Origin of the sequence: Yersinia sp. 22-579 (assembly GCF_030433455.1) — a bacterium.
GTDB classification, from domain to species: domain Bacteria; phylum Pseudomonadota; class Gammaproteobacteria; order Enterobacterales; family Enterobacteriaceae; genus Yersinia; species Yersinia enterocolitica.
Map to the genome: position 1 here is coordinate 204,067 of NZ_JAUJTZ010000002.1, position 20,406 is coordinate 224,472.

The window sequence follows — 20,406 nt, forward strand, 5'->3', positions numbered from 1 at the left end:
TAATAAGGAATACACGGTTTTACGCAGTATTCATTCAGCTCAATTATCCAGTCACAAATTAAAATCGATTAATTATTATTAATGCCGGCATTAAGTTTATAATCAATGTATAAAATAGGAGTATAGGAAATAATGAGTGCTATTATTGGATTGACTATATTAAGCCCTACCAATAATGCAATAGGAAATAGCCAAATTATATTTATAGCAATTGTTGATAAAGTCACAGGTAAATGACGTTTAAATTTTCTGGACGCAATTTGATAGCCATGGCTTCGGTGAGCTTCATAAACCTTAAAACCACCAAGAACACGACGTACCAAGGTCCATGTTGCATCAACAATAAATACGCCTAATAGTATTAGCCAACAAAAGAAAAATTTTGTTTCTATCCAACCAGCACTTATTGCTAAAGAACCGATCATTAACCCCAGAAAACCACTTCCTGCATCGCCCATAAATATCTTAGCTGGCGGGAAATTCCAAAGTAAAAAACCTAAAACAGTGCACACAAGCAACCAAAGAACCAGATAACTATTCAGTTCAATGTAATCTCCACTTATATAATAAATGACAATCATCCCGATACAAGCGATTACCGCCTCTGCGCTTGCCAAGCCATCAATACCATCCATAAAGTTATAGAGATTTAGCATCCACACTAAAAATAACAAACCAAATAAGCTGCCAAAGATTCCCAAGTCAATAATAAAATCTGAAACTTTTAAGACAGGGAAACCACCTAAGCAAAATAGTAAAAATGCCGCAGCGGAAAAATGAGCCAAAAGACGCCAGCGAGCGGCAATATGCCCATGGTCATCCCAAAAGCCAACCAGAGCTATTACCCCGCCAGATACGATTAGCCCTACCGCCGATAAAATAGGAAGATAGCCCAAGAAATAGAAAAGAATTATACCAATAAGGAAACTGATAACGATAGCAACCCCCCCGCCCCTTGGGGTCGGGGTTACATGTGAGCTGCGAGAGTTAGGAGTATCAATAATATTATTCTTTAATGCATAGAGCCGTAATAAATATGTCAATCCTACTGATGCAAGAAAGAATATTGTTAGTAAAAAAATGAAAGTTAGCATTTCGAGCCCCAAACTTTTCCTGACAGTAGAAATTATAAAAACATTTCGTTGTTCTTAACATATCTAGCTTAACAATTATTTTTTAAATTGAGTGTAAATGGATAACCAACGTTCAATTATCGTCTCAATGGAGTTTGTTTGTATAATTCGTTCTCTCGCTTTATTACCTAATATTTCTTTTTCATTATCAGATAGTTTTATCATTTTATTTATTGCTTGAGATAAACTATTAGGGTCTTTTATCGGGACAATCGAACCGCAATCTCCTAATGCCTCGGTTATACCTCCGGCATCAGTTGCAACGATAATTTTCTTGCATGCCATCGCTTCAGTAATAACAAGCGGAAAACCTTCCCATTCAGAAGAGAGCACAAAGATATCAGCAGCACACATTAATTGTCGTATATCATTTCTTTGTCCAATAAATGTTACATATTTATCAATGCCAAACTCTTTGGACATATTCTTAAGATAACCGTCTAGATGACCGGTTCCAACAATAAATAGCTGAGGAAAACTTTGTAAGCTACGGTCTTTAATAAGTAAAGAAAAGGCTGTTAGTAAGTTTGGATAATCTTTTGCTTCTGTTAGCCGCCCTACGCTGAGAAGTATTGGAGTATCATTAAATATACCTAGTTCTGACCGTTTTGCCTTCCTCTCATCCATTGAAAAATCAAACTGCGAAGCATCAATACCATTTGAAACAACAATCATTCTACCAGGACTTGAGGCACCCTTACGAATGAAGGAATCAACTGCATCTTGACTAACATTGGTCGACAGGGAAGCAAGTTTGTCAGTATATTTATATGCTAACATCCTCAATGAGCTTCCTTCATTAGTATTATGTGCTGTACATATTAAAGCTGGTATTTTCGTAATAAAACGCAGTGTTCTGGCAAATAAATTCGCATGAAACATATGGCTGTGTACAATATCAGGTTTGAATTTTTTTATTATTTTTTTAACTTCAAATAACCCTTTAAATAGACTAAAAGGAGTCTTGTTTAGCTTTAATTCATTTAATTGAATACCATCATTGGGTCTAACTAATGTTTCGCCAGTTAGCGAAACAATCATTACGTTATGCCCTGCCTCATACATTTTATTAGCGATCAAGACAGTTTGTTTCTCAGCTCCTCCCATGCCAAGCCCTGTAATAATATATAATAAATTCACTGAAACCTCTTGTTATTTTATTTGAATTTTATACTAATCCATTATATTTACAATTTTGCTAATAGACTAAACATCCGCTGAAATTCAATTTTAGATATTCTCTATTAAACTTTTCCATTTATCACCTATTGCCACTTCTATTTTATACTTTTCTGCATTCTTTAATGACCTGAGCGACATAGACTCTCTTAAGTCATCGTCATTCATAAGTAAAATAAGTTGCTGAGTAAAAGCATTACTATCAGAAAATGGAATAAGGAAACCATCTTCATTGTTAATAATCAACTCAGAAGGACCGGTATCACAGTCATATGCAATTATTGGTAACCCACTAGCTTTTGCTTCAAGCAGTACCATTGGAAAACCTTCAAAACGCGATGTCATTACATAAATACCAGCCTGGTCATATAATTCGCTCACATGAGGAGTTGATGGGAGTAATTTTACATTTTTTAAGTTTAATGTTTTTATCTTATCTAATAACAATTGCTTATCCTCTCCATCACCAGCAATGATAAGGTCCCAATTATTATTCTTTTCTTCAACCTTAGCCCAAATATCTAATAAAAGATCAAAACCTTTCTGATAAGAAAGACGCCCTAGAGCTAAAATTTTTTGGGAGTGTTTCGTTGTTAATTTATTTTTTGACTCAAAAGGTAATGGGTTGGGTATTGATATTATTTTTTCAGGATATTTATTTTTTTCTAACCAATAGTCGCGATCTTTCTCTGTTAGAGTGACAACTGCATCGGAATATTTGGCTGCTATTTTTCTAGCCAGTTTACGTGATTTTATATTCAGATTACTTTTATAGTTAAAATGCTCCCATGATATATGCTTTATCTTGGTACCTAATAATGCAGTAGTGCTAAATAATGCTAACATTGTGTCAACATCAATCAAAACATCTATTGATTCATCTAGTAAGATACGACGTAACTTAGAAACAACCGAAACATAGGCCAGTGAAAAACGTCTTTTTTCATCAAAAAGTGAGACTAATTTTATATTCTCGTCGACAGAAAATTTAGGTGGCATATTGCCACTTAAACTGATAATAACAACCTGGTAGCCATTTTTACCAAGATAGTTAGCAAGTGCTATGCTGACTCGCTCAGTTCCACCGGTATGACTTATATCACCACCAAAGAAAGCGATTTTTTTCATAAAATCTCTTATTATCTTTTAATTTTTCGGATTATTACACCAGGTAATGTAACCACTCGCACTAAAAGAGATGATTTATTATGATCAATATATTCCGCATCCATCATAACGAGAGCCTGGTTAATTCTTAAAACAGATTTTACAAAATCTAACGGACGAGATAACCATATTTTAAATGGTATATTTTCTAATAGGGCTTTACGCGAAATATAATGACCTACAGCATGTTTTTTTATAGATGATTTACTTAATCTATTAGTCTGATCATCATCAAAGAAAATACCCACGTGAATTGAGCTATAATAAAAACAATACTCTTTAGATACTGTGCTATAAAACCAAATTTCCGGAATAAATTTTATATTTTCGTTTATTGGATACAAATACTTCTTTAATATTTTAGTTTTAAAAAAATCAATTCTTTCGCCACGAAGACCTGATCGAAACTCGTCAAACCATGAGCTTTCATCATCGCGCCCATATAAATACAAGCTATCAGGTTTCATCTTATTTGAATTCATCGAAATTGCTCGTATACCGATAATTGATTCGTCGTCAAACACGTCTCTTATTGAAAGTAAATTATTAATTGAACCAGTAGCAAGAATGTCATCAGAATCAACTCCAATAAAATACTCTCCCTTAGCATTTTCAACGGCTCTATTCCAGGATGCTTGTTTTCCACTATTATTTTGATATATATACTTTATCTTTAATTTATTTTCGTTTTGAAACTCTTTAACTATATTGGCCGTATCATCTGTCGATCCATCATCAATGATTAGCCACTCAATATCATCTCTATGTTGTTCTAAAATTGAGAGATAGCAACGTTTTAGCACATGTGATCTATTGAAAGTAGGTGTAAATATAGTAACCAGCGTCATTTTATTTTTTCACCTCTTTTTCGACAGATGAAATAAGCCTGAAAAATAACTTATTTTTAATCAGGTAATATAAAATAGGTTTTAGCTTCCCCGAGTGGAGTATCGGTTTCATTGAAACAATAGCATAAGATTTATTAAAACTGTCTAGTGCTCTTATTTTATTATAATGATAAATCCTAGCACACTTTGAAACATGTGAAATAAAGACGCTGGCTAAGACGACAGCCCAGTATTTATTTTTATGTTTTAAGTATTTATCCCTAAATCTTACCAATCCGAATTCACTGTCATCCAAGTCTGATATATTCAGATTTTTAGTAATACTACTCGATATCTGCCTATATTTGACAATTAAATCTTTACACTCGAATATTGATTTACATTTATCAATCAGTATAGGCAATAATAATTGATCTTCAAATCGCCGTCCCACATCAAAAAGCATTCCATCAAAAATATTTTTTCTAAAAACACATCGCCAGACATAAAACATCTCACTTTCAGCTATTTTTAATTTCACATGGTCAAGACGATCAATAGTAAATTTATTTACTTTTATTAACTCAAATACATGTTCTTTATCATCGAAAAACTCAGAGTAATTGAAAACCATACCATCTGGTGAATTCTCTAGAATAATTGTCTTAATTGAGCTATAAATTCCATCACACCAAATATCATCAGCATCTAAGAAAGTAATATATTTCCCTGTCGAAACCGACACTCCCATATTCCTCACAACAGATATACCTGTATTTTCTTGTGCAAGATAAACAAAATCATATCTTTCACGGTACTTCTGTATTATATCGTCAGAATGATCTGTTGAACCATCATTAATAATTATAACTTCTAATGTATTATCCCATTGGACAAATACAGAGCTTAGACATGCATCAAGATATTGTTCTGCATTAAATACAGGTATAATCAAAGAGAGCAGTTTTTTATTATCCATTTTTATTTCTCGAAAGAATTTCAAACAATAATTTCTTTCTCTTAAGAATAAGAATTAAGCATATGAATGATAAAGTTTCAATAAAAATAATTGAAAGCACTCCACCCCATGCGCCATACATAGATGCAAGATATGCACAAAGAGGAATATGAATCACTGCTGAAATCATGGGCAAAATAGTGTAGGATTTCTTATGCCCGTGGGGGAGTAAAATATAATTACCTAGTACAGTAGACTGTATGACTAACAAATAAACCGGAGAGAATAAAATCAGTAAGGTTGATACTTCTGAATATTCATGTCCAAACATAATTTTGGTAATTAGTTTAGAAAAGACAATAACAAATATAGTTATGATTATACATAATGAACCTTGCCAATAAAAAATTTTTCTAATTAAAGCATACGCTTCATCTTTTTTATTGACTAATAATGAATTTATTCTCGGATAAAATGCATTTCCTAAAACGAGAAAAACACCAAGGATAGCACCTTTTACTCTATCTGCTGCCGTGAATATACTGACTTCATAGACATTGCTGAATATGCCAATAATAATTGTAGTGCTCATGGTATAAAGGCTGATAGAAAGTGTGGCGCAAAATATCGGAAACGAATCTTTTAGAGTATATGCTACCCTCAGACTAGAAAAGCTAACTACCCTAACTAATTTTTTCCGGTATATATATATTATTGCTATTATACCTGCCAGTAAATTCATTGATGATTGAATCATTACGGCATATTTAACATCTGCATCACTATGAACAAATATAAAAAATAATGGCAACATTGATAACTTTGCAACTATCATTAAATTAGTCACCACGGACAGTTTTTCTATTCCTTGGAAAAACCACACTGGCATCAGTGTCGTCCCTATTAACATGAGTACTGTATAAATTAACTCACGCTGAATCACTGCATGTGAATTTGTAGCAAGAAGTAAAACTACTATTACAATTGAAACTAAGCATAATATAGATTTTGATATGAGCGTTTCAAAGAAAATCTTAGATATATATTCTGGGTCATCTTGGTGTTCAGCTATTTTTTTTGACGCTGATAAATTAAATCCAAAATCAATTAAAATAACAAAATATTGAGCTAATGAAAGTGTAAGACTGTAGACACCGAAACCTTCAACTCCTAAGACACGAGTCAGATAGGGTAACGTTAAAAGTGGAATAATATAATTACTCCCTTGTAACAAAAGCAAAGAAAAAATATTTCTCCGTAACACTGACATTTAAATTTCCAGCTATTGGGTTAAATTACATTTTCATGAGAGTTTAGTCTATTTGTTAACTCCCCCATAAAGTGAAATATCTTTCGCACCCGAAATCTACAGAAATACAGGCCTAAATCAAAATCAAGACACGCTACCGCCCTTGGCTCACAGCTACCAATGCACTGTTTTCTCATTTTATGATGTAGCTCAATTAAAAAATCAAACTACAATAGTGAGTTACAAAAACATTTACATATCTTTTTTATAAAAATGTAATTCTCATACATCTAAATAGGCATTACAAGCAAAAGGGCCAGGTAAAAATATGTATTGATGTATCATTCAGGTAACGATCAATACATAAAAAATCATGAACGATAGGGTAATAAACTAATCTATTGTTTTACCAACTGTTCTAAAAGGTCTATATGTGCCTTGTCATCGTTCAGCGCGGGGATATATTCAAACTTCTCACCGCCAGCATGTAAGAAAATATCTCGATTTTGTTCTTTGATTTCTTCCAATGTTTCCAGGCAGTCAGCAGAAAAACCGGGGCATATCAACTGAATATGTTTAACACCCTGGGAAGGCAGACTTTTTAAGGTTTCGTCAGTATATGGAGTTAACCACGGCTCGCGACCAAAACGTGATTGATATGTCATCATGATTTGCTCTGCCGGTAAGGCTATTTCAGCACGTAAAGCGCGACTGGTTTCTTCACAGCGTTGTGGGTAGTCATCCCCTAATTGCGCATAGCGTTTAGGAATACCGTGAAAAGACAGGACTAATCTGTCTGGTTTACCATGTTGCACAAAAGAGTTTTCAACACTTTGTTTTAGCGCTGAAATATAGGCAGGGTGCTCAGCATAATCACGGATAAAAGAAATCGACGGTAAACAGCGATAACCTTTCAAAATACGGGCAACAGCATCCCAGACGGCCGCACTGGTCGAGCAAGAATATTGCGGATAAAGCGGTAATACCACCAGCTTGGTAACACCTTGCGCCAATAGTTTATCAATAGCACCTGGCAGATTCGGTGAGCCATAACTCATCCCTAACTCTACAGGGATATCGGGCATACGGGCGGCTAACGCTTTTTGTTGCCGGCGGCTATAGACCAATAAAGGCGAACCTTCTTCCATCCAGACAGATTGATACAGTTTTGCCACGCGCGGGGATCGAATCGGTAAAATTACTCCACGTAGCAAAGGCCACCACAACCATGGTGAAGTATCAACTACCCGGCGATCACTCAAGAACTCAGCCAGATAGCGTTTTACTGCTTGCGGTGTCGGGGCATCCGGTGTTCCCAGATTAACCATCAGTACGCCAAGCTTGCTTTGCTTCATGCAGGAGTCCTTATTGTGTATTAAGCCGCTTATTCAAACCGACAAATATATTTCAGCTGTTCTGTAAAATAATAAAGGCGACCTCAGGCCGCCTTGACTATCTTACCATCCAGAATTAACCGAGAATAGTCGCCAGTTCCGCACTGACTTCTGCTACTTTACGGGTTCCGTCCAGTTTAAAATATTGTGTGTTACCTGCATCAGCTTCTTTACGATAGTAAGAAACCAATGGTGCAGTTTGCTGATGATATTCAACCAGACGTTTGCGCACTGTTGCTTCCTGATCATCTTTACGAATTGTCAGTTCTTCACCGGTCACATCATCTTTATCTTCAACTTTAGGTGGGTTGAATTTAATGTGATAAACCCGACCTGAAGCAGCATGTACCCGACGCCCAACGATGCGATCAACAATCAGTTCGTCTGGAACATCAAACTCCAATACATAATCAACCTTGATACCTGCTTCTTTCATGGCATCAGCTTGAGGAATGGTACGCGGGAACCCATCTAGCAGGAAACCGTCACGGCAATCGTCCTGTGTAATGCGCTCTTTAACCAATGCGATAACCAGCTCATCAGTGACCAGCTTGCCGGCATCCATAATTTCTTTCGCTTTCAGACCTAACTCAGAACCTGCTTTTACAGCGGCGCGCAACATATCACCAGTAGAGATTTGCGGAATACCGTATTTCTCCATGATGAATTGAGCCTGAGTACCCTTACCAGCGCCCGGAGCGCCCAGCAGAATGATACGCATTGCGTAAATCCCCTTGCTATGTAGTTTTTCTATGTATTTTTACGTAAACAAATCAAAATTGCGGAAACAAGCAACCTTACCATTTTCAGGGGGGTTGGCTCAAGGCGCACGAGGTGACTTCGTAGAATTGGATCGGCAGAAACAGGCAGGATAAAAATTTAATTCATTGAAATAAAATAAAAACGCCCCGAATAAGCTATCTATCCGAGGCGTTCTAATACTAAATTAAGCGGTTAATAACTGATTCATTCGACGAATAAACTGGTTAGGATCCTCTAGGGTTCCTCGCTCAGCCAATAGTGCTTGATCCAGCAGTAACTCAACCCATTCAGCGAACTGCGTATCATCAGCCACATCAGCAGCACGTTTGACCAGGCTATGTTCCGGGTTCAGTTCAAAGATATACTTCACTTCCGGTGCCTGCTGACCCGCAGCGGCGAACAATTTCGCCATTTGCGTGCTCATTTCATCCGCATCCGTGGTGACAATGGCCGGAGTATCCGTCAAACGGTGGGTCAGACGGACATCTTTTACACGCTCACCCAACAGCGTTTTCACACGCTCGACAAAAGGCTCCAGCGCTTTATCCGCTTCTTGCTGTTCTGGGCGCTCTTCATCGGCCAATTTGTTCAATGAGTCATCTGCTTTGCTGACTGATTGGAAAGCTTTACCATCGAACTCAGTCAGGTAGCTCATCATCCATTCGTCAATACGATCGGACAACAGCAAGACTTCAATGCCTTTTTTACGGAACAGCTCCAAATGCGGGCTGTTCTTGGCAGCGGCATAGCTATCCGCAGTGATGTAATAAATCTTCTCCTGCCCTTCGGCCATGCGGCTGACATAGTCTTCTAGCGACACGGTTTGCGCGGAGCTGTCAGTATGGGTCGAAGCAAAGCGCAGTAACTTGGCAATGGTATCTTTGTTGCTACCGTCTTCCGCTGGCCCCTCTTTAAGAGCCATACCAAACTGTTGCCAGAACTGCTGATACTTCTCAGCGTCATCTTTAGCCAGTTTTTCCAACATTTGCAGTACACGTTTGGTCAGCGCACTGCGCAGGTTCTGCGTTACACGGCTGTCTTGCAAGATCTCGCGCGAAACGTTCAGCGGCAGATCATTGGAATCAATCAGGCCGCGAACAAAACGCAGATAATTCGGCATGAACTGCTCAGCGTCATCCATGATAAACACGCGCTGTACATACAGTTTGAGGCCGTGCTTATGGTCGCGATTCCACATATCCCAAGGCGCTTGCGCCGGGATGTACAACAGACTGGTGTACTCTTGCTTACCCTCTACGCGGTTATGACTCCAAATCAGTGGATCAGTGAAGTCATGAGCAATATGTTTGTAGAATGCTTTGTATTCGTCGTCAGTTATTTCAGCTTTGCCGCGAGTCCACAACGCCTGGGCTTTGTTGATTTTCTCCCAAGTGACAGTGCCATCTTCTTCATTTTTGCTTTCGATTTCGACTGGCAGTGCAATATGGTCTGAATATTTGCTGATAACAGAACGCAAGCGCCAGTTATCAAGGTATTCATCTTCACCTTCGCGCAAATGCAGAGTAATTTCCGTACCGCGCTCTTCTTTGGTGATATCCGCTATGGTGTAATCACCCTCGCCTGCTGATTCCCAGAACACACCTGCATCTGCGGGCGCGCCAGCAGCGCGAGTGCGAACGGTGACTTTATCTGCCACGATGAAAGCAGAATAGAAGCCCACACCAAACTGGCCAATTAATTGGCTATCTTTCGCCTGGTCTGAGCCGATAGATTCGAGGAATGCTTTAGTCCCTGATTTCGCGATAGTACCGAGATTATCAATGACTTCTTCACGGCTCATACCAATACCGTTATCACTTAGTGTCAAAGTACGCTTTTCTTTATCAAAAGATAAACGCACACGCAGCTCGCCATCGCCTTCAAACAATTCTGGGTGAGACAGTGCGCGGAAACGAAGTTTATCTGCCGCATCAGAGGCGTTAGAGATAAGCTCGCGCAAGAAAATTTCTTTATTGGAATAAAGCGAGTGAATCATCAAATGAAGAAGTTGTTTTACTTCTGACTGAAATCCACGGGTTTCTTGACCTTTCATACTCATTAATTACCTCAATCCAAATTACCGACAGGTAGATAAAATCGAACAGTGAGTATCAAATGGGGTCAATTGCGGGGGCTTTCAAGCCTTAACACAGAAAAAACAGAGAATCAGGGGCGATTGATTGAACATCACGGATGAAATTATTCATATGATAATCAATAACAAAACAATCGCCCAGCAGATTAAATAAGATGGGACTTGCTAAAACTAGTACTTAATGGGATTACGTCCCGCTAATGAGTGGGATAGGGTTGTACCATCAACCATTTCCAACTCACCACCGACTGGCACACCGTGTGCAATACGGCTGGCTAACACACCATACTGACCGCACATCTGACCAATATAGTTGGCAGTTGCATCCCCTTCGACTGTCGGGTTAGTCGCCAGAATGACTTCACTGATAGTTTCAGTTTCCAGCCGTTTTTCAAGCAAATCCAAACCAATATCACCGGGACCTATGCCGTCCATGGGCGATAAATGCCCCATCAACACAAAATAGCGCCCGCCAAACTGGCCCGTTTGCTCAATGGCATGGATATCTGCCGGGCTTTCGACCACGCAGATTTGACCATTTTGCTGCCGCCGTGGATTAGAGCAAATGGTGCAATGCTCTTGCTCGGTAAAGGTACGGCAGTCAGCACAGTGACCAATTTCAGACATTGCACGCGTCAATGACTGTGCCAGGCGCATTCCACCGCTACGATCCCGCTGTAGCAATTGGAATGCCATACGTTGCGCCGATTTCGGGCCTACGCCCGGCAAACAGCGCAACGCCTCCATCAATGATTCAAGGAGTGGACTGGTTTGCATCAGAACGGCATCTTAAAGCCTGGTGGTAACTGCATACCACTTGATACTGAAGCCATTTTTTCTTTTTGCGTTTCATCGATGCGACGAGCAGCATCGTTCAATGCCGCAGCAATCAAATCTTCCAGCATTTCTTTATCTTCTTCGACCAACAGGCTTGGGTCGATTTCAACCCGGCGGCAGTTATGCGCCCCATTGATAGTCACTTTTACCAAGCCCGCGCCAGATTCACCGGTAACTTCCAATTTGGCGACTTCTTCCTGCATCTGCTGCATTTTTTCCTGCATCTGCTGGGCTTGCTTCATTAAATTGCCAATACCGCCTTTACCAAACATAGTCATCTCTCATAGCAAGGGGCCGCGTCAGTGCACCATGCACTTATCGCAGCGGTTAAACCGGTCGGATACTTTCTTCATCCAGTTCGGCGTCGAAGAAACGACGCAGCGTCTGAATATTATTATCCGCAATAATTGACTGGCGTGCTTGTGCCAGCTTTTCTTCATAAATGGCCTGCCGCCACTCTAACGGGGTACGCTCCGCCAGATTATCATCTTCGATAACACTTAGTGTGACTGTATTACCGTGTAATTCACTCAATGCGTCTGCCAACGTCTTTTGTGCCGAGGGCGAGTTTAAATGGCGCTGAGCAGAACGCAGGTGAAGGCGAATATTACCCGGTTCTATTTCTTCTTTAAATGCATTCAGCGCAAGTTGTTGCACCAATTTGGGAATGTGTAATTTATCAATTTCTGCTGCCCAAGGATCGCGTACCATCGCTTCTTGAGCCAATTTAGCAGAAAGTTCCGGCGTTTTTTCATGCTCCAATGCCGATCGCAATGCTTTTGGTGTCGCTACCGGCTCTGCTGGCACCTCTGGCTGATTCTGCGCAGTCCAGCGATAAGCTTCTTTCTTCGCCGGTTTCTTCTCTTCCGTGGATTTGGCGGCCAGGCGCTGCTGGCTGCGCTCAGTCACCGAAGCTAAACGCTCCAGCGCTGAGTTTACCGGCCGCGCTTTTCCTGGCGCTGCCGGCTCATTCTTTTTTGGTGGGGTCGTCCCCGACTTGCGCAGTAACTGCGTGCGTGCTTGCAGCAATTGCGCGGTAGCGTCTGGAAGCTCGGTGTTAACCGACGCAGTGGCACCTAATGGCGGGGCCTCATGCTGTGGCGCATGTTGGGTAGATGACGGAGCCTGAAAATGTTGCTGCGGCGCTGGTGTATTATCCGCTATCGCCGCAGGAGCACTAACTGGCACCCTCTGTGGCTCGGCAATTATCGCTTTAGGGTGAAACGCCAAGGCACGCAATAAAGTCATTTCGACCCCCATGCGGCGGTCAGGGGCATATGCTAACTCTTTTCGCCCCACCAGCAATGTCTGGTAGTACAGTTGGATATCTGTCGGCGGCAGTGTCCGCGCCAACTCGCGTAATCGCGGCTCAATAGTCGCGTAGTGATTATCCAGCATGGAGGGCAATAACTGCACCATCGCAATGCGGTGCAGCAAACTTAAGGTTTCGACTAATAGATTTTCCCAGTCAACACCGCGTGATGCCGCTTGCTCAAGCTGGGCCATCACTCGTGCACCATCGGCACTCACTAACGCTTCAATAATCGCCAGCGGTTGTTCGTCATCCAATGTGCCCAACATTTGGCTGACAGTGGCGGTAGTGACATGACCATCCCCCATCGCGATGGCCTGATCAGCCAAACTGAGCGCATCGCGCATACTGCCATCAGCAGCGCGCGCCAGTAATTGCAATGCTCTGGCATCACTACTGATTTGCTCGGCTAACAATATTTTTTCGAGCTGGGCACGAATCACCTCAACATCAATGACCTTTAGGTGAAACTGCAAACAGCGAGAAAGTATGGTGACGGGTAACTTCTGCGGATCGGTTGTCGCCAGCAGGAATTTCACATGGGCTGGCGGTTCTTCAAGAGTTTTCAACAAGGCATTGAAACTGTGCCGTGACAACATGTGCACTTCATCGATCAAATAGACTTTGAAGCGGCCACGAGCCGGCGCATATTGGACATTATCCAGCAGTTCGCGGGTATCTTCGACTTTAGTGCGCGAGGCCGCATCAATTTCGATCAGATCAACAAAACGACCTTGCTCGATTTCCAGGCAATTTGCACAGGTGCCACAAGGGGTGGCAGTAATGCCCGTTTCGCAGTTGAGGCCTTTGGCTAACAACCGGGCAATAGAGGTCTTACCTACCCCACGGGTGCCAGAAAATAAATAGGCGTGATGAATTCGCCCTAATGAAAGGCCATTAGCCAACGCCGTCAGGACATGTTCCTGACCAACGACGTCGGCAAACGTTTTGGGGCGCCACTTACGGGCAAGGACCTGATAGCTCATTAATACCGGAGAAGTTGAATAATATAGAAGGTCATGCTAACACAGCCTCACTACTGACAGCGAGGCTGATATTTTCAGTACAATCAATGGCCAGAAAAATCAACCAGACTGTAGCAAGTAATGCCTTGGTCATTCAGGCGAGCTTCGCCACCCAAATCGGGTAAATTAATCACAAACGCGGCATCGGTGACTTCACCACCCAGTTGACGAATAAGTTTAACCGTCGCTTCAATTGTCCCACCGGTCGCCAGTAAGTCATCAATAACCAAGACCTTATCGCCCGGTTTAATGCTGTCGGTGTGGATCTCAAGTTTGTCAGTACCGTATTCTAACTCATAGCTTTCGCTGATGGTCTCACGTGGTAACTTGCCCGGCTTACGGACGGGAACAAAGCCAACGCCAAGAGACAAAGCCACTGGCGCACCAAATAGAAAACCACGCGCTTCGGTGCCCACGACTTTAGTTACGCCCTTATCCAGATAGCGCTCAGTCAACAGCTCAATGCTGGCGGCGTAGGCTAATGGATCTTCCAGCAAGCTGGTCACATCACGGAACAGTATTCCCGCTTTTGGGTAATCGGGGATAGTTTGGATACTGTCTTTAATATATTTAAGCTGTTGTGCTGTATTAGGTGCAGTAGCGGTCATAATTTGTGCCTGATAAAACTGCTGTACATACTAAAGCGCGGCCAGTCGATGCTAAAATGGCATCAACTGAGTAACTTAGCCTATCAACCCATCACGCCTCGATAGAGTAAATTACGTCATCCTTAACCCTAAGGATGCAACGAGGGGATATCCCGCGCACGAAAACGCTCAAATCTATGCAAACTGGCATTAAAATGCAACTGATGTGAACGACTCAGGGCCTTTTTTGTTGCGATAGGTCAATAACTGGCATCCGTAACATAAAGGTCAATAATAACGTCAATATCACCAGCAAAATGCCTCTGACCCACCAAATTTTCACCAACCAGAGCGAAATTGCGAACGTGAGCACCGTCACCAATATTGCTTTCCATTTAACGCCTGGGGGCAAAGCCCGATGTTGCTGCCATGTGCGTATGTAACTACCAAACCATGAACGATAAAGCAGCCAATGATGAAAACGAGGAGAGGATCGTGCAAAACACCACGCCGCCAGTAGCAAAAATGGCGTAGTGGGTAACAAAGGAAGCACAACACCTAAGGTTGCCAAAACCACTGCCAGCCAACCCAAAGCTATCAACAACCAACGAGACATACACTCCCTTTATAATAATATTTCTCAATGTGGTCCTATCATTAACGCATGCACTGGTCATCATCAATAGATATTATTGGCATTATTACCACTAACATAGCGTTTTAGCCGCCCCTCGCTTGTATCGACATTCAAAGGCAAGCTGGCGGAAAAATCCCCCAGGAGAAGCGCCATGAGTACAGAAAAGCTATTACAGGTGCTTGAAAGCCAAATTGAGGCATTATCGGCTCAGGTCGGCCCACAAGCTAACATGCCTTCTCAGCAGGCCCGTTTTGACCTGAAATTATTTGGCAATCATGGTAACCGTTTTCGCGATTATCTACTGGAAGTACACAAAAACATGGCCCAATTAAAACAGGTCGTTGCAGAAAATCGTACACAGCAGGTCGCCTTTTTAGCTGAAAAGCTGGTCGCACAAATATCCGCCTTACAACGAGAGTTAGCCACTCAAAAGCTGAGAAAAACCAACCCTGAACCCAAGTATAATAAGTTAGACCCTTACCACAAGCTGGCTGAGCATCAAGATTATGAGCGGCGAATACTGGCCATGATTCAGGACAGAGAAAGCCAACTGGGTAAGCAAAATTTATTGACCGAGCAACAGAAGATACAAAAAGAACTCGCCGCACTGGAGGGCCGTTTAATGCGCTGCCGGCAGGCACTGATAAAAATAGAACGCAGTATTGAGAAGAAAGAGAACGGTTTTTGAATATTTATCACATTTTTTGAATCATTAGGGTTTCGATAGCGAATACTTTTCTATAATGTTTTATACCTACCTTGTTTCAAGTTGCAGGGGTTAGCTGGTTCAATCCCCCATGTGCTGTGTTTATGTGAACTTATCGGGTTTTCTCACTAGCCACCTGAGTACAGCTTGAAATCTATTGGGTAGATGAATTGAAATCAAGTTAGGTGGGAACTGGCAGTAACTTATCCCCATCAAACTTTCCTCACTCACTGAAAATCAAATATTGGCCAGATTATGTCAGTTGAAAAAGCTTCACCAGAACTGCAACTGGCAGTAGATCTTATCTACTTGCTGGAATGCAATGAGATAGCGCCGGAAACAGCACTGGCAGCGTTAGCTATCGTGCAACTTGATTATCAGCATAAGCTGCGCAATCAAACATCTGATTGACCCGGTTATTCCTGATGTTTAGCCAAGGCGATACCATCGAGTATCGCCTTGTTGTAGTTAGTTACATGCAAAACGTATGAATTCACCGTTACCCCTACCTAACAGTTTTAAGCGAGTGGCTTGTTGATATCCGGTAAATCAGGTTTGGTATCCCCAATTGGCGACTTCTCCGACGGTGCAGAGGGCAATTCTTTCGTATCAAAAGGCCGGCTTACCTCTTGAATTTCAGTGCCATCAGGTTTGTGTAAATACACATCCAACTGATTAAACGCAATGTTGATGTCATTCTCGCGGCATAACTTATCAATCGCACTATTCAATTCATCAACCGTATAGCTGCGGTCACGTAATTCGCGTACATACACCCGCAATTCATGATCAAGGGTACTGGCACCAAAGTTGAGGAAGAATACATGAGGCTCAGGGTCAGTCATAACCCGCGGATTCTCATGAGCCGCTTTTAGCAATATATCTTTAACTTTCGCTAAATCAGAGCCATACGCAACGCCAACTTTAATAATAATCCGGGTAATAGTATCTGATAGCGACCAGTTGATCAGGCGCTCGGTAACAAAGGCCTTATTCGGAATAATCACCTCTTTGCGGTCAAAGTCGGTGATCGTGGTGGCACGAATACGGATTTTGTTAACATTGCCGGAGAAAGTGCCAATGGTTACGGTGTCGCCAATACGAACAGGGCGTTCGAACAAAATAATCAAACCCGATACAAAGTTGGCAAAAATCTCCTGCAAACCAAAGCCCAAACCAACTGACAGCGCGGCAACCAGCCATTGCAGTTTATCCCACGATACCCCGAGAGAGCTGAGTGCAGTTATCCCCCCAATCGCGGTAATGAGATAGGTTAAAATGGTGGTGATGGCATAAGAGGTGCCCTGACGTAGCTGTAACCGCGACAACACCACCACCTCAAGCAATCCGGGCAGGTTGCGCGTCAGGATATAAGCAACCACTAGCGCCATTAATGCCACGAGCATATTTCCCAATGTGACCGCCTGAGAAACACTCGCGCCCGCCACGGTTGTGGTGTAATGCCACAAAGAGATGCTGTCGAGATAGGAGATAACCGTTATCAAATCAGCCCAGATGGCATAGAAACAAGTGGCGAAAATCAGGAACAGAACCATAGTGGTCAAACGCAATGACTGCTGGTTAATTTGTTCCAGTGCCAGTGGGGGTTCTTCGACCGGCTCACCGCCCTCAGCCCCCTCTTTCACCAGATTTTGTCGCCGGGCGATGGCGCGACGATAGGCTAAACGTCGTGCCGCAACCCCCAACCCACGAATCGCCGTCAGGTAAATGATATTCCACAGGAATAATAAATAGAGACTATCAATCCAGCGGCCTGCCAGTTGCAGAGTTGTGTAGAAATACCCAGCAACCATTAATCCAATCAATATGATCGGCGTTCCTGCAATAGCGGTGACTATCACGAGTCGAACCGCGTGAGAATCTTTCTCACGCCAGCTATCACGGCAGAAGGGATAGACAAACAGCGCCAACAATGCCAAAGCAATAACAATGACGACCTGCCCGATAACATCATCTACCAACCGAAGTGGGCTTTTCTCCCCCAAGGCAGACCAGAAGATAACAGGCAGCAATGCAGCCCCCAATCGCACCATTTGACGTCGATAATGGGCGCATCGGTCAGCGGCTATCATAAAGTGCCGCTCGGTAATGCCACCTGGCGATAACATGCGATAGGTCAGGTCAAACACCAGCCAGAACAGCGCCAGACGTTGGAAGAAACTCCAGAAGAAATCACTAAGATTAAAATCTGAACGCAAACACCAATAACCTATACCCAATATGATCAGAGACCCTGGCAACACTTTCAGCAAGGTGAGCATGATGGCTTTCGGTGTGTGCATTTGACTGTCGTGTTTTAATTGCCCGACATCAGCGGCCAGACTATCCAGATGCTTATTAATGATTTTGTAGCGTGAGCGGATCACACCGACCACAATCAGCATTGGTATCAGGAATACCAGTGATTTCATTAACCCTGCTAATACATCATTCCATGACAGGGTAAAATTAAAATTACTCAGCTCAGCTTTCACTGCTCCCGGCAATGCTTTTAGCCAAGACCAATCCATTGGTTTATTGCTACTAACCCAGAAAATTTGCTGTGTCAGTGTATGTTGTAGTGACTCGTTAACACTCAATAACTGCTGCTGATTAATTTGCAGGTTAATTGCCAGAGTCAGTTGATTGCCCAGCTGTTTATTCAATTGATCTAACAATTCGCGACGAATATCAACTATTTGCCCCAGTGCGTCTTCAACATCAGGGCTGACTTTTTCTTTACTGTCAGTCATCAGGGTTTGAATGTAGTCATCCCCCTGGAATAGCTGGTCACGCTGCTGATTAATTTCAAATTGTTCCAGGCGCAAATCAGCGATTCGTGGACCCATATTGGTAATCAGCCCAGATGCAGGTAAGTTGAGTTGCTGCTGATACAGAATACGGGAAAGCAACAAGCTGCCACGTAAAACGGTAATTTGTTCCTTTAAATTACGTTCAGATTGTAATGCACGATCCAGCCAGTTTTTGACCCGGATATTCTGTTGTACCAGCGTGTTACCTTCTTTAGTGGCGTTAATCAGCCGCTGGCTCAACTCTTTGTTTATCGCCAATTCACGGCTAACCAAGGGGTCATTTTGGATATCAGTCGCATCATCAGGCACTTGCGCTTCTTTGGCTGTTTTCTCCGAAAGAATCAACCGTTTACCGCTCACCACCTCTTGCAATAGCTGGACATAACGCTCCAACTGATTAATGTGCGCAGTGGTGTAATCCCGCTGTTTTTGCAGTAAATCTTGTAAGGTGGTATTGGCTTCCAGATTTTTACGCTGTAAATCTAGCTGCGCATTTAGCATGACTTGTTCAGTCAATAGCGCTTGCTGTTGGGTGGGCCGTAAAACTTCTTGATTCGGAGCCAATCCATTGAGTTGGTTGCGAATCTGCATTAAACGCATCGATGCGTTATACATAGCACTCTGCACGCGTTCTGGCTGAGTTTGCAGGGAGATTAGCTGGCTATTATAAGCCGAAAGATCTTCTTGGGCAGATTGTAAGTCATCCAGAGTTTCATTTAGGCGAGATTCTAATTGGCGCAATGAATAATTAGACAGGGATTCTCGGGTCAGTGTATCGGCTGAACTGTTCTTAAGCGCATCCAGCCCTTCCGTCGCCTGACGCAGCTTCGCCGGAGCCTGTGCTAATTGTTGTCTAAGTTGAGCGGCTTCCTGCTTGGTACGCTCAATGGTATCAAGGTATTCCAGCGTTTTTGTTAGATCTTGCTGCGATAACTTTTCAGCAGGTGACAATATTTTTTGTTTTGATAATGCATCTAACTGACTCAGCACTTCACTGCGCGTTGGCACATCTATATTCATTCCAGCCGCGAAAATTGCCGGTGAAATTAGCAATGATATTATAAGCAGGATAATCATTGTTTGCAGACGCAATAAAAAGGCGCTTGATAACAACGAAAATGACAAAGAATCTGGATTAGGAAATCTGCTGCTCATATTTGAACTTCATTTCAACAGAGAGAGTGAAATCCTATCACGTTCAGTCTCGAGTCATAATAAGAAAAGTTTTTCCGGTCATGAATAGCGATCATTAATGCGGGCAGTTACGCATTTACTCTTGAACAATATGTAACAGATAGAAATAACAGTTGATTGAGGAAGCCAAAATCAGCAACGCTCTGGTCACTCAAAACGTCAGCACTTTCTCGGCAGCCAGCGTCCATTGGGCCAATTCAACCAAAGTGCCGATTTCCACTCCGTCAACCAAGGTTAATCCCGTTATCCCACGCGCATCTGTACAAGTTTTACAGAGTTTAACCGGGACATTCTGTGCAGTGAGAATTTCCAACATCTGCCGTAAATTGTAACCTTCTGCTGGCTGCTGCCCTTGAAGGCCGGCAATAACCGCATCAGACATTAAAAATAAACGTAAATCGAGATCGCCTTGCTGTTCTTTCAATGCGATGGATAAACGCAACGCATTAAATAACGACTCTTGTCCATACGCCGCACCATTGGCAATGACGACCAGTGAATTCGTTTTGTCGCTCATATAAATTTCTCCAG

Annotated in this window: 18 protein-coding genes and 1 other annotated feature; of the genes, 2 read left to right on the forward strand and 16 right to left on the reverse strand. The window is 42.2% G+C overall.

Annotated elements, in window-relative coordinates; genetic code table 11:
* Positions 1 to 68 precede the first annotated feature (68 nt).
* From QSV56_RS03305 to QSV56_RS03370, 14 genes are all read right to left on the reverse strand, one after another.
* Entirely contained in the window at positions 69 to 1,094 is a 1,026-nt protein-coding gene (locus QSV56_RS03305) for a glycosyltransferase family 4 protein (protein WP_301210719.1), read from the reverse strand.
* A gap of 75 nt (positions 1,095 to 1,169) precedes the next feature.
* Positions 1,170 to 2,273: a glycosyltransferase gene (locus QSV56_RS03310; RefSeq protein WP_301210721.1), complete on the reverse strand. Its 1,104-nt coding sequence runs from the start codon at positions 2,271 to 2,273 to the stop codon at positions 1,170 to 1,172.
* 90 nt (positions 2,274 to 2,363) lie between these two features.
* Positions 2,364 to 3,440, reverse strand: coding sequence for a glycosyltransferase family 4 protein (locus QSV56_RS03315; RefSeq protein ID WP_046695342.1), 1,077 nt, complete (start codon positions 3,438 to 3,440; stop codon positions 2,364 to 2,366).
* 11 nt (positions 3,441 to 3,451) lie between these two features.
* Positions 3,452 to 4,327: a glycosyltransferase family A protein gene (locus tag QSV56_RS03320; RefSeq protein WP_046051439.1), complete on the reverse strand. Its 876-nt coding sequence runs from the start codon at positions 4,325 to 4,327 to the stop codon at positions 3,452 to 3,454.
* 1 nt (position 4,328) lies between these two features.
* Positions 4,329 to 5,285 carry a glycosyltransferase gene (locus QSV56_RS03325; protein ID WP_046695343.1) on the reverse strand — a complete coding sequence of 319 codons (957 nt, stop codon included), beginning with the start codon at positions 5,283 to 5,285 and terminating at the stop codon, positions 4,329 to 4,331.
* Positions 5,278 to 6,534 (reverse strand): flippase, encoded by a 1,257-nt coding sequence (locus QSV56_RS03330; RefSeq protein WP_050164434.1) that lies wholly within the window; start codon positions 6,532 to 6,534, stop codon positions 5,278 to 5,280. Before QSV56_RS03330 ends, QSV56_RS03325 begins: the two co-directional genes overlap by 8 nt.
* 377 nt (positions 6,535 to 6,911) lie before the next feature.
* Positions 6,912 to 7,868 carry a ferrochelatase gene (hemH, locus tag QSV56_RS03335; protein ID WP_050121951.1) on the reverse strand — a complete coding sequence of 319 codons (957 nt, stop codon included), beginning with the start codon at positions 7,866 to 7,868 and terminating at the stop codon, positions 6,912 to 6,914.
* Between the two features lie 115 nt (positions 7,869 to 7,983).
* Positions 7,984 to 8,628 carry an adenylate kinase gene (gene adk / locus QSV56_RS03340; RefSeq protein ID WP_005158184.1) on the reverse strand — a complete coding sequence of 215 codons (645 nt, stop codon included), beginning with the start codon at positions 8,626 to 8,628 and terminating at the stop codon, positions 7,984 to 7,986.
* 225 nt (positions 8,629 to 8,853) lie between these two features.
* On the reverse strand, positions 8,854 to 10,722 hold the full coding sequence (gene htpG / locus QSV56_RS03345; protein WP_032901629.1) for a molecular chaperone HtpG: 1,869 nt from the start codon (positions 10,720 to 10,722) through the stop codon (positions 8,854 to 8,856).
* A 213-nt stretch (positions 10,723 to 10,935) separates the two neighbouring features.
* Positions 10,936 to 11,541 carry a recombination mediator RecR gene (gene recR, locus QSV56_RS03350; protein WP_005158177.1) on the reverse strand — a complete coding sequence of 202 codons (606 nt, stop codon included), beginning with the start codon at positions 11,539 to 11,541 and terminating at the stop codon, positions 10,936 to 10,938.
* On the reverse strand, positions 11,541 to 11,873 hold the full coding sequence (locus QSV56_RS03355; RefSeq protein WP_019081276.1) for a YbaB/EbfC family nucleoid-associated protein: 333 nt from the start codon (positions 11,871 to 11,873) through the stop codon (positions 11,541 to 11,543). The genes recR and QSV56_RS03355 overlap by 1 nt, the downstream gene beginning before the upstream one ends.
* Positions 11,874 to 11,928: 55 nt before the next feature.
* Positions 11,929 to 13,899 carry a DNA polymerase III subunit gamma/tau gene (dnaX, locus tag QSV56_RS03360; RefSeq protein WP_046051443.1) on the reverse strand — a complete coding sequence of 657 codons (1,971 nt, stop codon included), beginning with the start codon at positions 13,897 to 13,899 and terminating at the stop codon, positions 11,929 to 11,931.
* Positions 12,535 to 12,599 (reverse strand) — a sequence feature (DnaX frameshifting element). It overlaps the preceding gene by 65 nt.
* A gap of 83 nt (positions 13,900 to 13,982) precedes the next feature.
* Positions 13,983 to 14,546 (reverse strand): adenine phosphoribosyltransferase, encoded by a 564-nt coding sequence (gene apt, locus QSV56_RS03365; RefSeq protein WP_019081278.1) that lies wholly within the window; start codon positions 14,544 to 14,546, stop codon positions 13,983 to 13,985.
* 214 nt (positions 14,547 to 14,760) lie between these two features.
* Entirely contained in the window at positions 14,761 to 15,141 is a 381-nt protein-coding gene (locus tag QSV56_RS03370) for a DUF454 family protein (protein ID WP_032901148.1), read from the reverse strand.
* 172 nt (positions 15,142 to 15,313) lie between these two features.
* On the opposite strand from QSV56_RS03370, the gene priC reads away from it, so the two are divergent.
* A complete protein-coding gene (gene priC / locus QSV56_RS03375; RefSeq protein ID WP_005167706.1) occupies positions 15,314 to 15,850 on the forward strand; it encodes a primosomal replication protein PriC in 537 nt (178 codons plus the stop codon).
* 273 nt (positions 15,851 to 16,123) lie between these two features.
* Positions 16,124 to 16,279: a pleiotropic regulatory protein RsmS gene (gene rsmS / locus QSV56_RS03380; RefSeq protein WP_050321690.1), complete on the forward strand. Its 156-nt coding sequence runs from the start codon at positions 16,124 to 16,126 to the stop codon at positions 16,277 to 16,279.
* Positions 16,280 to 16,386: 107 nt separating this feature from the next.
* Here the strand turns inward: rsmS and mscK are convergent, their stop codons facing one another.
* Positions 16,387 to 19,836 (reverse strand): mechanosensitive channel MscK, encoded by a 3,450-nt coding sequence (gene mscK / locus QSV56_RS03385; protein WP_301210734.1) that lies wholly within the window; start codon positions 19,834 to 19,836, stop codon positions 16,387 to 16,389.
* Positions 19,837 to 20,026: 190 nt separating this feature from the next.
* Positions 20,027 to 20,392 carry a DsrE/DsrF/TusD sulfur relay family protein gene (locus QSV56_RS03390; RefSeq protein ID WP_005158156.1) on the reverse strand — a complete coding sequence of 122 codons (366 nt, stop codon included), beginning with the start codon at positions 20,390 to 20,392 and terminating at the stop codon, positions 20,027 to 20,029.
* Positions 20,393 to 20,406: the final 14 nt, after the last annotated feature.

Excerpts from the sequence above, each read along its gene's own strand:
- QSV56_RS03305 (WP_301210719.1), bottom strand. The coding sequence starts at position 1,094 with ATGCTAACTTTCATTTTTTTACTAACAATATTCTTTCTTGCATCAGTA.
- QSV56_RS03315 (WP_046695342.1), bottom strand. The coding sequence starts at position 3,440 with ATGAAAAAAATCGCTTTCTTTGGTGGTGATATAAGTCATACCGGTGGA.
- QSV56_RS03320 (WP_046051439.1), bottom strand. The coding sequence starts at position 4,327 with ATGACGCTGGTTACTATATTTACACCTACTTTCAATAGATCACATGTG.
- QSV56_RS03325 (WP_046695343.1), bottom strand. The coding sequence starts at position 5,285 with ATGGATAATAAAAAACTGCTCTCTTTGATTATACCTGTATTTAATGCA.
- QSV56_RS03330 (WP_050164434.1), bottom strand. The coding sequence starts at position 6,534 with ATGTCAGTGTTACGGAGAAATATTTTTTCTTTGCTTTTGTTACAAGGG.
- hemH (WP_050121951.1), bottom strand. The coding sequence starts at position 7,868 with ATGAAGCAAAGCAAGCTTGGCGTACTGATGGTTAATCTGGGAACACCG.
- adk (WP_005158184.1), bottom strand. The coding sequence starts at position 8,628 with ATGCGTATCATTCTGCTGGGCGCTCCGGGCGCTGGTAAGGGTACTCAG.
- htpG (WP_032901629.1), bottom strand. The coding sequence starts at position 10,722 with ATGAAAGGTCAAGAAACCCGTGGATTTCAGTCAGAAGTAAAACAACTT.
- recR (WP_005158177.1), bottom strand. The coding sequence starts at position 11,541 with ATGCAAACCAGTCCACTCCTTGAATCATTGATGGAGGCGTTGCGCTGT.
- QSV56_RS03355 (WP_019081276.1), bottom strand. The coding sequence starts at position 11,873 with ATGTTTGGTAAAGGCGGTATTGGCAATTTAATGAAGCAAGCCCAGCAG.
- dnaX (WP_046051443.1), bottom strand. The coding sequence starts at position 13,899 with ATGAGCTATCAGGTCCTTGCCCGTAAGTGGCGCCCCAAAACGTTTGCC.
- apt (WP_019081278.1), bottom strand. The coding sequence starts at position 14,546 with ATGACCGCTACTGCACCTAATACAGCACAACAGCTTAAATATATTAAA.
- QSV56_RS03370 (WP_032901148.1), bottom strand. The coding sequence starts at position 15,141 with ATGTCTCGTTGGTTGTTGATAGCTTTGGGTTGGCTGGCAGTGGTTTTG.
- priC (WP_005167706.1), top strand. The coding sequence starts at position 15,314 with ATGAGTACAGAAAAGCTATTACAGGTGCTTGAAAGCCAAATTGAGGCA.
- rsmS (WP_050321690.1), top strand. The coding sequence starts at position 16,124 with ATGTCAGTTGAAAAAGCTTCACCAGAACTGCAACTGGCAGTAGATCTT.
- mscK (WP_301210734.1), bottom strand. The coding sequence starts at position 19,836 with ATGAGCAGCAGATTTCCTAATCCAGATTCTTTGTCATTTTCGTTGTTA.
- QSV56_RS03390 (WP_005158156.1), bottom strand. The coding sequence starts at position 20,392 with ATGAGCGACAAAACGAATTCACTGGTCGTCATTGCCAATGGTGCGGCG.